Genomic DNA, 13,813 nt, shown 5'->3' on the forward strand with positions numbered 1-13,813 from the left:
CTACCAGGCCAAGGCCTGCGCACGTCGGCGAATCTCAGTCTTTCTGCCGGCGTGCAGCGCATCAATGGGTCTACCAGGCAGCGAGTCGTCATCAGTGAAGAGCCATCGGATAATCTCGGCTTCATTGAAGCCTGCATCTTCGAGCACCGTGATCGTGCCACGAAGCGATTTCAACACGCCTGCGTCTGTCAGAAACTCAGCTGGCACATACCGGACGTTCCGCTCCCCCAACCGGACGTCGATCAGTTGCCGTTCCTTAATCATTTTGTGAACGCGGGTCACGACAACATCAAGACGCTCAGCGATCTCCGGCAGAGTCAGCCATTTTCCAACAAGTGTTTCTAAGTCATGTGTTTGGGTCACACCCCAAGCGTAGCGCAGGTATTCGGTATTTCGCGATTGATTCTCGGCGTCTCGAACCGATTGAGGTCAAATAGGACCGGATAGATCTCGTCTATTAACATTTGTCTCAGGAGTAATGTATATTCACTCATGTAACATTTTGATCACGTACACCTCGACGCTATTTTTGTCACACAGTGCACAAGAACTTCCCCTGGCTCGGGTGCCTGACGCAAAGAGGATACGTTTAATGACTGACCGTACTTCCGGTGCTTCCCGGTTCTACAAATCAGCTGTTGCCACCTCGGCTCTGCCGTTTTTAGCTTTGGGTTCCACCGCTACGGCTGCCCCAGCGGTAGCCGACACCCCGAGTACGGATTTGGGTCCTAGGTCGGCAACCGCCGCAAATGTAGCTGCTGTGGAGCAACGGCTCCAATCCAGCCTGATGCCTTCCGACCAAGCGGCCGTCGCATTGCCGGCGCGCTTCACCATGGAAAACTTTCAGGCAGCCCGAACCGCACCTAAAACCTATAAGGTGAAATCTGGTGACACTTTGGGCCACGTAGCGCTCAGAAACAACGTGTCGCTATCAAACCTACTCAAATGGAATGGCCTCAAAGCCTCCTCCACCATTTACCCCGGAGACGTTTTAGACCTTGGCCCGTCGGGTTCATCGTCCTCATCGAGCTCTCGTCCAGCATCCAGTTCATCGTCTAACAGCAGCAAGACTTATACGATCAAATCAGGCGATACACTCTCGGCTATCGCAGCCCGCCACGGTGTGAGCCTCTCAACGTTGCTACGGGCCAATGACCTGTCCATGTCTTCGGTGATCTACCCGGGGCAAAAACTCAAGCTGTCGGGCAGTGCCTCGTCGACTAATTCCTCGAGCAGCTCCAGCAGTTCCTCGTCTGCAAGCAGCTCCGGGTCTTCTTCGACGAGCTATACCGTGAAATCCGGCGATACCCTGTCAGCTATTGCCGCCCGCCAAGGTGTGAGTTTGTCGGCCTTACTTCGGGCCAATGGCTTGTCGATATCGTCGATCATCTATCCGGGGCAGACCCTGAAACTTTCAGACGGCCCCTCCTCGTCTAACTCGTCCTCAAGCTCCAGCAGTTCCTCGTCTGCAAGCAGCTCCGGGGCTTCTTCGACGAGCTATACGGTGAAATCAGGCGACACGCTGTCAGGTATCGCAGCCCAGCACGGTGTGGGTCTTTCGACGATTCTTCGGGCAAACGGGCTAACCTTGTCCTCGACGATTTTTCCGGGTCAAACCATCAAGCTTTCCGGTAGCGCTTCGGGGTCGACGAGCTCCTCTAGCTCCGCTAGCAACTCCTCAGGGAACTCCGCGAACTCTTCGAGTTCGTCATCGAGCTACACCGTCAAAGCCGGCGATACGCTCTCCGGCATCGCTGCGCGACACGGAGTCAGCCTTTCGACCCTGCTCCGGGCCAACGGGCTGAGCACCAGTTCGATCATTTTCCCGGGCCAGCAGCTCAAACTTTCTGGCTCCGCGTCGGCATCAAGCTCGGGAAGCTCAAGTGGTTCAAATAACTCATCGTCCGGTCCAGCGACAGCCTCAACGTACACGGTAAAAGCTGGCGACACACTGTCTGGCATCGCCTCCCGCAACGGTATAAGCCTGTCGGCGTTGCTGCGTGCCAATGGCCTGAGCTCCACTTCGATCATCTACCCCGGCCAAACGCTGAAGCTGAGTGGCTCTTCGTCGGTCTCGACTGCTTCATCGAGCGACAACGAGCAGTTGATCGGGAACACGTTCTTGCATTACACCTATCCCGATCATGTGGTGGCAAATGCCAATGCAAACAAACGCGCGCTGCTAAACGCGCCGATGCCTACGCGGAATCAGGTTCGACAGATGGTACGGGATACCGCGACATCAATGGGTGTGGATCCACGGTTGGCGTTGGCACACGCTCAGATCGAGTCGGCATTCGATCCCACTGCCGTGTCGCCAGCAAACGCGATCGGCACCATGCAGGTCATCCCTTCATCGGGTGAATGGGCATCGCAGCTGGTCGGACGCAAACTCAACCTGCTGGACCCGCAGGACAATATCACCGCTGGTGTGGCGATCATTCGGCATCTCCAAAGTCGCAACCCAGGCGACATCGGTATTGCCGGGTACTACCAGGGCGAAGCCGGTGTCCGCAAAAATGGCATGTTTTCAGACACCAAAGATTACGTAGCCAAGGTCAACGCGGCCAAGAACCGCTTTTAGATGACTCACCTTTCAGGAAACGAATACCCGGTCACCGAGCGTGACCGGGTATTGTGTGTGACGTGAATACCCCAGCAGGACCGTCGCTCGTAGGCCTCACCGTTGACGACCGCTACCATATAACCCAGCGGATCGCGCACGGTGGGATGGCCACGGTCTATCGCGCCGTGGACACCCGCCTCGACCGCGAAGTCGCACTGAAGATTCTGCGGCCCAATATGGCCGAAGATCCCTCCGTTAGAGAGAAGTTCGAAGCTGAGGCCAAGAACACCGCCAAAATTAACCACCCCCATGTGATCAATGTTTATGATCAAGGATTGGGTGATGCCGGCAACGGCAAGGTTGCGTTCTTGGCCATGGAATTTATTGAGGGCCACACCCTACGCGAGGTAATGCGCGCTGCAGGACGCATGTCGGTCGAAGATACCTGGAATATTGCCCTGCCCATTATCCGAGGGGTTGCAGCAGCTCACCGCGTCGGGCTCATCCACCGAGATATCAAACCTGAAAACGTTCTGGTCTCCCACGAGGGTGACATTAAGGTAGCGGATTTCGGGCTCGCTCGTGCGGCCTCGAACCATACCGGCACCGGAATGGCACTGATGGGAACCGTGTCCTATATGTCTCCCGAGCTGGTAACCGGGGAACAAGCCGATGAACGTTCAGATGTCTATGCCCTTGGCATCGTGATCTTTGAAATGCTAACGGGAGAACGCCCATTTAGCGGTGAATCTGCGGTTTCAATCGCCGTCCAGCACACGAATTCGCGTGTCCCTGCCCCGTCCTCCCTGGTTCCTGCCATTAGTGCCGCCGTCGACGACCTGGTGCTGCACATGACGGAGCCCGCACCCGAAGACCGACCCGCAGATGCCTCAGAAGTCCTGATACTGGTTCAACATTTATTAGACAATCCAGCGACCGCGGAACGGCTCGCCGATCGAGACCGAAACGATGACGATGCGACCCAGGTCTTTACCCCGGGCACTACCCAGGTGCACGATCCAGATGCGACCGTCCCCTTCGCATCGGTCCAAGACGACCCGCAAGCCGCAGAACCGCCACCTCCACCCGAGGAGCCAAAGGTATCTATTTTACCCCCCGCGGTCACTGCACAGGCCAAACCGATCGGCCACGGTGAGCAGCATCAGCACACTGAGGCGCCCCACCACCCTGCGGCGGCGTCACGGCACCGGGATCTCAGTCATAAGAAACCCCATGAACCACTAGAGCGTTTTGCACCAATCAATACCACACGCGCAGCCGTGAACACGCTGCTACTGATCATGGCCGCCGCCGCTACCGTGTTATTTGGTCATTGGGCTGGAACTGCACTGATGAGTTGGCTCTTCGGCTAACGACCCGTCAACTCAAGATGTATAGAGGCTTTAAACGCATCGACCGCCGGAATCATCCGGCGGTTGATGTCACGGCTGAGCTGCCAAGCTAAGGTGTATTGCCTTTGGCCAGGGACTCAGCCACTAAGAAGGCCAATTCCAAGGATTGTTGATGGTTTAACCGCGGATCCACGAGGGTTTCGTACCGCTCATCGAATGCCGATTCATCAATGGCGACAGAGCCGCCGAGACATTCGGCAACATCGTCACCGGTTAATTCGATGTGTAGCCCACCTGGATGCGTACCGGTTGCGTGAGCGACCTCGAAAAAGCCACGAACTTCGTTCATGATGTCTTCCAACCGGCGGGTCTTGTAACCGTTGGCAGCGGTAATGGTGTTGCCGTGCATCGGATCCGTGATCCACAACGGAGTCGCGCCCTCAGCTTTCACACCCTGCATGATCTCCGGCAACCGCTCGCGAATGGTGCCTGCGCCCATCCGGACAATAAAGGTCAGGCGGCCGGGTTCACGTTCTGGGTCGAGCTTTTCGATAAGCTCCATCGCTTGTTCGACCGTGGTGGTCGGACCCAACTTCACCCCAATCGGATTTTGGATCCGGGACAGGTAATCCACGTGTGCCCCGTCGATCTGTCGGGTCCGCTCGCCGATCCACACAAAGTGGGACGACGTGATGTATGGCAGACCTGTCCGTGAGTCCACCCGGGTCAACGCTCGCTCGTAGTCAAGCAATAGTGCTTCGTGTGCGGAGAAAAATTCCACGGTGCGAAGTGCATCAAAATCTGCGCCAGCTGCCTCCATGAAGCGGACAGCTCGGTCAATTTCGGCGGCCAATTCGTCAAAGCGAGCGTAGGCCGGGTTGGACATGAAGCCTTTATTCCATGAATGAACCGTACGAAGGTCAGCAAAACCGCCGGTGGTAAAAGCACGGATGAGATTTAGGGTGGAAGCCGAGGTGTGGTAGGCCTGGACCATCCGACGTGGGTCGTGCCGACGGGACTCCTCGGTGAAATCGAACCCATTGACGATCTCGCCGCGGAACGATGGCAAGGTCACACCGTCACGAGTTTCCATATCAGAAGAGCGCGGTTTAGCGAACTGGCCAGCCATTCGTCCCATTTTGACAACCGGCATAGAAGCACCGTATGTCAACACGGCAGCCATTTGGAGAATGGTGCGGATCCGCGAGGAGATTTTATTGGCGGTGGCACCGGCGAAGGTTTCAGCACAGTCTCCACCCTGCAGCACAAACGCTTTACCAGCTGCTGCGGCAGCGAGCCGTTCGCGCAGCACATCAACTTCTCCGGCGAAGACTAACGGTGGCACATGCGATAGCTCGTGCATGCTCTCTTCGAAAACTTTTTGATCATACCACTGCGGTGCTTGTTTTACGTCTAGATCCCGCCAAGCGTCCAGGCCTGGATAATCGGCGGCACCCTGAGAGAGGTTGGTACCAAAGGGCTCAACGGCCCGATTCTTTTCCGCAGTGTCAAACATCATGCCAACAAGCATACGGTGACGACAACAGGCCGGGTAGTTCATGAAGCTAATAGCCCAAACTTTCCTGGCCCACAACTCCCTTGAAAATTTCGCGCCGCGTAAGTATTTACGTGCCCAACCCCGGCACTATGCTGAAGATGATGGATACCGTGCTAACTCCCCACTATCTCACCCCGAACCCAGATGGCGTGCTGTGTGCGACCGGCACTCGCTGGGCTGTGCTGATGCTTCACGGGTTCACCGCTGGCCCACAATCGGTCCGACCGTGGGCTGAGGCGCTTGCCGAGGCCGGTGCTACGGTTTGTCTTCCGCGCCTATCAGGCCACGGCACCACCGTATCGGACCTAGCCCAAACAAGTGCTGGCCAATGGCGGCGCGACGTCCAACAAGCGGTCGATGGTCTCTTAGCCCGGGGCTTCGACAAGCTGGCCGTAGCGGGATTGTCGATGGGTGGCACGCTGGCCCTGGACGCTGCCAGTCATCGTCGCGTGGATGCCACATTCGTGGTCAACCCGGGTCTCAGTTTCAAACTGCTCGACCGGTTTGGGGTGGCGCTCTCTCCCCTCTTTCACCGTGTGATTCCGACAGTGGGGCCGTTGGCCGGGGATGTAAATAAACCCGGTGTAGCCGAAGAAGCTTATAGTCGCACCCCGGTGGCTGCCGTCCAACAACTGGCGAAATTGTTTTGGACAACCCGTCGGCAACTGGTCGACATCGACTCGCCCGTGACGCTGTATTGGTCGAGTCGGGATCACATTGTGCCGCCTTCATCCGCCAGAATTTTACGCCGTGCAATCAAACCTCACCTGTTGACGACCGTTGTGCTGGAGCGTAGTTTCCATGTGGCCACATTGGATTATGATGCACCTACCATCCACCGGCACAGCATTGCCAAACTTCTAGAGTTATCGGGAGGACACCGTGAGACCCCCTGAATCCAGCGATAACGAGCAATGGGAAGATCTCGTGCGACGACTCGGTGGCACTTCGGACCAGGCACAAACCCCGCCCACTTCTGAACGTGATACCTCCCAGGATGACTCGCACCCGATCGCGCCACTTCAGGGACCGCGTGATTATCAGCTGGCTGATGAGATAGTCGAAGATTTTCGACCGCCCGAGCCCAAGGCCATTGCCAGCGGGAACCCACGTACCGTGCTCTCGTGGGTGGGAGTCGTTGGGTCAGTCATCATATGGATTCTGGCCGCTCTGTTGAGTGCCCCGCTGCCCTGGTGGCTCTCAACCGCCACTTTATTGGCTTTCCTTGGCGGCGCGTTGAGCTTGTTCTTGCTCTTGCCTAAGACTTGGGCTCATCGAGACCCCTTTGATGAGGACGATTACGGTGACGGGGCCAAACTCTAACCGCGAGTTCCTCTACGTGGCGGCTCGTCATTCACGCTACCTGACAGTAGAATGTGATCTAGATCGCTCAATTCCACTCACAGAAGGAGCATCCTTGAAAGAGATCATTATCCCAGCGGTGGCAGAAGCCCCGCCTACGTCCAATGCCACAGACCTGGTCGAAGATCAGTTCAACCAAGACCCTCAGCACGCGCTTTTTGCCCGCCAGCTCCAACCCGGCCAATGGACTGATGTGTCGGCTCGAGAGTTTAGAGACGATGTGAAGACCATCGCACGGGCCCTTGCCTCGGTCGGTATCAGTCCCGGCGATAGTGTGGCCATCATGAGTCCTACCCGTTATGAATGGACCCTACTGGATCTTGCGATCATGTATGCCGGGGCGGTCACCGTGCCGATATATGAGACCTCCTCCCCTGCCCAGATTGCCTGGATTCTCGAAGATGCCTCGGTTAAAGCTATCGTGGTGGAAAAATCCGAGCATGCCCGAGCGGTTGAAACCGCGATCCAACGCGAAGGGCTGCCAGAACTCAATGGCACGTGGATCATGGATGAAGGCCTTGATGATTTACGTTCCTTAGCTGAACAAGGTCCTAGCGAAGATGAGATGGAACGACGTCGGACCCAGGCAAATCTCGAAGACGTGGCCACGATTGTGTATACCTCAGGCACGACGGGACGCCCCAAGGGTTGTATGATCACGCACGGCAACCTGGTCAATCTCTCATTAAACGTTTTACATTCCGAATTACGGGACGTGCTCACCCGTGACAGTAAGACCATCTTGTTCATTCCGCTGGCACACATTTTCGCCAGATTTATTTCGTTTCAGACCTTGGCATCCGGGTCAAAAGTGGCACACACTCCCAATGTTAAAGACCTCGTCACCGACCTGAAATCCTTCCAGCCCGATTTCCTTTTGGCCGTCCCGCGAGTTTTTGAAAAAGTGTATAACTCAGCCCTGCTCAACGCACAAGAAGGCGGCAAGGGCAAGATTTTTGAACGCGGTGCCGAGATAGCCGTGGAATATTCAAAAGCTCGCGAAGCCGGCTCCATTGGGGCGGGCCTGCGCCTCAAGCATTGGGTTTTCGACAAACTGTTGTACTCGAAGATCCGTACAGCGATGGGCGGGCACGTGAAACACGCGATTTCTGGAGGTGGTCCCTTAGGAGCGTATCTGAGTCACTTCTTCCGTGGCGTCGGCGTGGATATCAAAGAAGGCTATGGACTGACAGAAACGACGGCACCGGTTACCGTCAATCGTCCCGGCAAGACTCGCGTTGGGACGGTGGGACTTCCAGCACCAGGTTGCGGCATTCGTATAGCAGATGACGGCGAGATCCTGGCTCATGGCATTTGCGTGTTCAAGGGGTATCATAATCTCCCTGACAAAACGGCCGAAGAACTGGTAGACGGGTGGTTTCACACCGGCGACATAGGGCATCTGGACGAGGATGGTTTCCTGACCATCACGGGCCGTAAAAAAGAAATTCTTGTCACTGCCAGCGGGAAGAACGTCGCGCCAGCTCAACTCGAAGACCAAATACGAGCTGACGGTCTGATCTCTCAGGTCATGGTCATCGGCGACAATCAAAAATTCGTGGCGGCAATTGTCACGCTCGATGAAGAAACCGCTCCGGCCTGGTTGAAGCACCACCAGTTGGACCCCAACATGAGCATGGCCGAGATGGCAAAACATCCGACTGTGCTGGCACATGTTCAAAGTCTCATCGATCGAGCGAACGAGTCGGTCTCCCGTGCAGAATCGATTCGCGAATTTCGCATCGCTGAGCGTGACTTCACCATTGAGGGCGGCCATATGACGCCCTCCATGAAAATTCGACGCGAGACCATTATGCGTGACTACGCGGACCTTGTCGACGACATATATCAACCAGCAAGCCGGTAATCTCCAGCCGGGCTTCATCCCCCGACCGCTCTGTTCTGACACGGATCAGAGCGGTCGGGTGCGTGTTGTCAGCTTAGAGACATCCCGAATCGGGTACGTCTAGACCCAGCAGCGCGTTTTCTACTACTTCGGCCATTGCCGGGTGAATCCAGTACTGGCCTCGGGCCAACTGATGAGCCGAAATGTTCATAGACATTGCGGTTAATACCGGTTGGATCAGGTTCGTGGCTTCGGCCCCGAGGATATGGACGCCGAGGATGTCTCCACTGGATTTTTCGGCAATGAGCTTGACGAAACCATCGTATTCTTCCATGGCCCACCCATAGGCGGTATCGCCGTAGTCTTGGACTTTCACGGTGATAGCCTCTTCACCGTACTGGTCTTTCGCCTCGTCCTCGGTCAATCCTGCACTGGCAATTTGCGGGCGGGTAAATACGCCGGCAGGGATTGGTCCCAGGGTTTCGCGCTTCATTGAGTCTGGATTTTCCATGTTGTGCGATACTAAACGTTGCTCATGGTTGGCTACGTGTTTGAGCATTTGCGGATTAGCAATGTCCCCGATTGCCCAGACTCCATCAAGCGGTTGTCCGTCTGATAGCACTCGCAGATACTCGTCACGCGCGATGAATCCCGCATCGGTGTCAATGCCAGCTGCTGGCAGATTGAGCCGATCAATATTGGGGACTCGGCCTGTCGCTAACAGCACCACGTCACCGACAAAGTAGTCCACGACTTCATTGGTCTCATGGCCGGTAGCGCTCAAGTTGACTCGCAGTCTGCCGCCCTGCTGATCGATTGAGTGGAGGGTGCGGTTGAGTGCGACTTGCCACTGTTCTTTGGCAATGCGAGTGAATTCGTCAGAGATCGTATTGTCGTGGTTCGACAGGAGCTGTCCGGAGCGGTTGATATGGATTACTTCTGTCCCTAGCCCGGAGAAGATCGCAGCAAACTCCGACCCAATGTATTTGCCGCCCACAATAATGATGCGTTTTGGCAGGGAGTCGATGCGCATGATCGTATCCGAGGTATGGACCCCCGGCAGGTCTAGGCCGGGGACGTCCGGCAGGCTCGGCCGGGATCCTGCCGCGATCACGATCTGGTCGGCTTCGATGGTTCGACCGCTGGGGGTCGTCAACTGCTTAGGTCCAGAAAACTGGGCTTCTTCGGTGATGAGCGTGGTGTGTTCGAGCTCTTTTTCCCGATACGCTTTCCCACCGGCCGAGATGGCATCAATACGTGAGAAAATCCGGTCCCTGATAACCGGCCAGTCGGCTTTTGTAACTTGCATGTCCACACCGAGGCGTGCAGCGGTGGTGGCATTAGACGCTAATTGCGCGGGGTAGGCATACATCTTTGTCGGGATACAACCGACGTTGAGACACGTGCCGCCGAAGGTCCCCGAGTCGATAATAGCGACCTTCTTGTTATCCCAGAACGGGGTGATAACGGAATTACCGGATCCGGAACCGATAATGGCCAGATCATACTGTTCGATGCTCATGACCTTCAGTGTAACGGTTCCGAATCCGGTAACGACTTCCTAGTACTTACGGTGTTACGCAGGATCAATGACGAGGATTAAGTCATTTCCTGCCACCGGTGTTGGGTTTGGTAGGACCACACGTGAGATGGTGCCCGCGACCGGTGCGGTGATGCTGGCTTCCATCTTCATCGCTTCGATCGTGGCAACAGCGTCCCCGACCTCCACGGTGTCACCTTCTGCGACGGTGACCGTCACGGTTCCGGCAAATGGTGCCGGCAGGTGCCCCTTATTCGAGGTATCGGCTTTCTCGGCTTCATGCACGCTGGACTCGATTGACCGGTCACGAACATCGACCTGGCGTTGTTGTCCGTTCAAGGTCACCATGACCGTGCGGATGCCTTTATCATCGGCTTCTGAGACGGCCTGCAAGGTTGCCAATAAGCGCACGCCTTTACCTAAGGAAATGACATGCTCATGGCCTTCTACCATGCCGTAGAGGAAATCGCGGGTGTGCAGGACAGAGGTGTCCCCGTATAACCGGACGTGTTCCTCGTATTCAGCGGTCGGGCCCGGGAAGAGCAACCGGTTCAGTGTCCGGCGGCGTGTCTCGCCAGCCTCATCCAGTTTTGCCGCGTCTTCCGCCGAGATATCTTCGATTTCAATACCGGTGGCCTTGCGCCCCTCGAGCGCTTTGGTTCGGAACGGTTCCGGCCAGCCACCCGGAGGGTCTCCCAGCTGTCCCGATAGAAACGCGATCACGGAATCTGGGATATCGTAATTGCGGGGGTTTTCCTCAAAATCTGCCGGATCGGCATTGGCAGAAACCAGGGCCAGTGCGAGGTCTCCCACGACCTTGGAGGATGGCGTAACTTTCACAATATCGCCCAAGATTTCGTTGGCGGCCGCGTACATATCCTCGATGGATTCGAAGCGCTCCCCCAATCCCAGTGCGATAGCCTGCTGGCGCAGGTTCGACAGTTGGCCCCCAGGGATCTCGTGCGCATAGACCCGACCGGTTGGTGCTGGGAGGCCAGACTCAAAGGGCGAGTAAATTTCCCGCACTGCTTCCCAATACGGTTCTAATCCCGCCACGTGTTCAAGATCGAGGCCGGTTTCCCGGTCCGTATTGTCCGTTGCGGCAACGAGTGCAGACATCGAGACTTGCGAAGTAGTCCCGGCCATAGCTGCCACAGCTGTATCGACCGCATCGACCCCTGCAGCTGACGCTGCCATGAGGGTCGCCAGTTGCCCACCGGACGTATCATGCGTATGGAGATGCACTGGCAAATCAAAGTTGTCGCGCAGTGCGGTCACCAGTTTGGTTGCAGCAGCTGGCCGCAACAGACCCGCCATGTCTTTGATCGCCAGAACATGCGCCCCAGCTTCGACCATCTCTTCGGCTAAGCCCAGGTAGTAATCCAGGGTGTACAGCTTCTCATCCGGGTCCAGTAAGTTTCCGGTGTAGCACAGTGCCGCTTCGGCAACCGCAGAAGTGTTGTCACGTACCGCGCTGATTGCCGGGATGATCTGGTTAACATCGTTGAGCGCATCAAAGATGCGGAAGATATCTACCCCGGTTTGTGCGGCTTCTTCTACAAATGCCTCAGTCACGCGTTGCGGGTACGGTGTGTATCCGACAGTGTTCCGGCCGCGTAACAGCATCTGTAACGGGATGTTCGGCATTTCTTCGCGTAACCGCGCCAATCGATCCCAGGGATCTTCCGAGAGGAATCGCAGGGCGACGTCATAGGTTGCTCCGCCCCATACTTCAGCTGAAACCAACTGGGGCAGAAGGTGCGATACTGCTGGTGCAGCAGCTAGCATATCGCGGGTGCGAATGCGGGTGGCCAGTAAGGACTGGTGGGCATCACGGAAGGTCGTATCCGTAACCGCCAAGCCTTCATGATTCCTGAGCGCTTTAGCGAACCCTTCGGGTCCTTGCTCTAACAAAACGTCACGCCAGCCCGGCGGCGGCGCTACCTGAGAAGGCCCGTCAAAGGGGCTGCGATCAGGCTCGTCTGATTTATCGCCCGGGAAGTGCGGCAACTTGCGTCGCGGATCCATTCCCTCGATACGTGGTCCGAAGGGTTGGTTGACGGTGACATCAGCCAGGTAAGACAGCGCCCGAGAACCGCGGTCTTTGGAACGGTTGATCTGGGTGAGATAAGGGTTCTTATCAATAAAGTCCGTGGCCACATCGCCGTCAATGAATTGCTGGTTGTCGAAGACATTGAGCAGGAACGGAATGTTGGTGGCCACGCCGCGAACGCGGAATTCTGCTAGGGCGCGCCGCGCACGACGGTGTGCGGTTTTGAAGTCGCGACCGCGAGCCGACATTTTGACCAGCATCGAATCGAAGTGCGGAGAAATTTCGGCGCCGGTGTAGATTGTGCCGCCGTCGAGTCGAATACCGGAACCACCTGCTGACCGATATGCGGTAATTTTGCCGGTGTCTGGGCGGAAGTCGTTTGCCGGGTCTTCAGTGGTGATGCGGCACTGAATGGCCGACCCGCGTACATAAAGGTCTTCTTGTCGAATGTTGAGGTCTTCTAGCGAAGCACCGGCAGCAATACGTAGTTGGGTGGCGACCAGGTCGATATCGGTGATTTCTTCAGTGATGGTGTGTTCGACTTGGATACGAGGGTTCATCTCGATGAAGACATGCTGGCCAGCCCGAGGCCCCTCAGTATCCACCAAGAATTCCACTGTACCGGCGTTACGGTAATCCATCGCCTTGGCGAACTTCACGGCATCAGCATAGAGACGCTGGCGCAGTTCTTCGTCTAAATTCGGCGCGGGAGCAATCTCGATAACCTTCTGGTGACGACGCTGCATAGAGCAGTCGCGCTCAAACAGGTGCACGACGTTGCCGTAGTGGTCGGCCAAGATCTGGACCTCGATATGTCGTGGCCGTAGGACTGCTTGTTCAAGGAAGGCAGTCGGGTCACCGAAGGCGGTCTCGGCCTCATGCATAGCTGACTTGAGCGCTTCGGGGAGATCCTTGGCAGTTTCGACCCGTCGCATACCTCGACCGCCGCCCCCGGCAACAGCCTTAACAAAAAGGGGAAATCCAATGCTGTCTGCTTGGTCGATCAGTTCATCGGGATCCGCGGAAGGTTCCGTGGATTTCAGGACGGGAACGCCCGCTTTTTCTGCGGCACGAAGTGAGGCAACCTTGTTACCCGTTTGTTCCAATACTTCAGCAGGTGGACCAACAAACGTCAGGCCGTTGTCTGCCGCTTTCCGAGCAAGTTCGGCATTTTCGGCTAAGAAACCATATCCAGGGTAGATAGCGTCAGCACCGGAATCGAGTGCGACTTTCACAATGCTATCGACATCAAGATAGGCCCGTACTGGATGGCCTTCTTCACCTATCCGATACGCTTCATCAGCTTTTTGCCGGTGAATCGAGTTGCGGTCTTCGTAGGGAAAGACCGCTACGGTCTTGGCATCGAGTTCGTGACACGCGCGGAATGCACGGACAGCGATCTCGCCGCGGTTGGCTACCAACACTTTTTCAAACATTGGGTTACCGCTGGTGCTTTGGGCCGAGTTCTCTTGATTTTCAGCCAAGGTACCTCCATGGTGTTTGTGCTGCCACAGCACGTGACAGACGCTCAAGTAA

General features: G+C 56.3%; 9 protein-coding genes. 5 read left to right on the top strand and 4 right to left on the bottom strand.

Features of this window, described 5'->3' with window-relative positions; all coding sequences use genetic code 11:
- Nucleotides 1-363, bottom strand: a complete 363-nt coding sequence (locus J2S62_RS07935; protein WP_310173390.1) for an Rv2175c family DNA-binding protein — start codon at nucleotides 361-363, stop codon at nucleotides 1-3.
- 229 nt (nucleotides 364-592) lie between these two features.
- On the opposite strand from J2S62_RS07935, the gene J2S62_RS07940 reads away from it, so the two are divergent.
- A complete protein-coding gene (locus J2S62_RS07940) occupies nucleotides 593-2,584 on the top strand; it encodes a LysM peptidoglycan-binding domain-containing protein (RefSeq protein ID WP_310173392.1) in 1,992 nt (663 codons plus the stop codon).
- A gap of 62 nt (nucleotides 2,585-2,646) precedes the next feature.
- Nucleotides 2,647-3,939: a protein kinase domain-containing protein gene (locus J2S62_RS07945; RefSeq protein ID WP_310173394.1), complete on the top strand. Its 1,293-nt coding sequence runs from the start codon at nucleotides 2,647-2,649 to the stop codon at nucleotides 3,937-3,939.
- Nucleotides 3,940-4,027: 88 nt separating this feature from the next.
- On the opposite strand, the gene J2S62_RS07950 is transcribed toward J2S62_RS07945, so the two are convergent.
- The gene (locus J2S62_RS07950; protein ID WP_310175796.1) at nucleotides 4,028-5,434 is read right to left on the bottom strand and encodes a class II 3-deoxy-7-phosphoheptulonate synthase; all 1,407 of its coding nucleotides are present in this window, start codon (nucleotides 5,432-5,434) and stop codon (nucleotides 4,028-4,030) included.
- 140 nt (nucleotides 5,435-5,574) lie between these two features.
- Here J2S62_RS07950 and J2S62_RS07955 point away from each other — a divergent pair, with 140 nt between their 5' ends.
- The 3 genes from J2S62_RS07955 (at nucleotide 5,575) to J2S62_RS07965 (ending at nucleotide 8,705) form a co-directional block, all read left to right on the top strand.
- Nucleotides 5,575-6,372 carry an alpha/beta hydrolase gene (locus J2S62_RS07955; RefSeq protein WP_310173396.1) on the top strand — a complete coding sequence of 266 codons (798 nt, stop codon included), beginning with the start codon at nucleotides 5,575-5,577 and terminating at the stop codon, nucleotides 6,370-6,372.
- A complete protein-coding gene (locus tag J2S62_RS07960) occupies nucleotides 6,359-6,799 on the top strand; it encodes a hypothetical protein (protein WP_310173398.1) in 441 nt (146 codons plus the stop codon). The genes J2S62_RS07955 and J2S62_RS07960 overlap by 14 nt, the downstream gene beginning before the upstream one ends.
- Nucleotides 6,800-6,893: 94 nt before the next feature.
- Nucleotides 6,894-8,705 (top strand): AMP-dependent synthetase/ligase, encoded by a 1,812-nt coding sequence (locus J2S62_RS07965; RefSeq protein WP_310173400.1) that lies wholly within the window; start codon nucleotides 6,894-6,896, stop codon nucleotides 8,703-8,705.
- Nucleotides 8,706-8,778: 73 nt separating this feature from the next.
- Here J2S62_RS07965 and J2S62_RS07970 read toward each other — a convergent pair whose 3' ends face one another.
- Nucleotides 8,779-10,206 (bottom strand): mycothione reductase, encoded by a 1,428-nt coding sequence (locus J2S62_RS07970; RefSeq protein ID WP_310173402.1) that lies wholly within the window; start codon nucleotides 10,204-10,206, stop codon nucleotides 8,779-8,781.
- 54 nt (nucleotides 10,207-10,260) lie between these two features.
- Nucleotides 10,261-13,713, bottom strand: coding sequence for a pyruvate carboxylase (locus tag J2S62_RS07975; RefSeq protein ID WP_310175798.1), 3,453 nt, complete (start codon nucleotides 13,711-13,713; stop codon nucleotides 10,261-10,263).
- Nucleotides 13,714-13,813: the final 100 nt, after the last annotated feature.

The organism is Enteractinococcus fodinae (assembly GCF_031458395.1).
GTDB classification, from domain to species: domain Bacteria; phylum Actinomycetota; class Actinomycetes; order Actinomycetales; family Micrococcaceae; genus Yaniella; species Yaniella fodinae.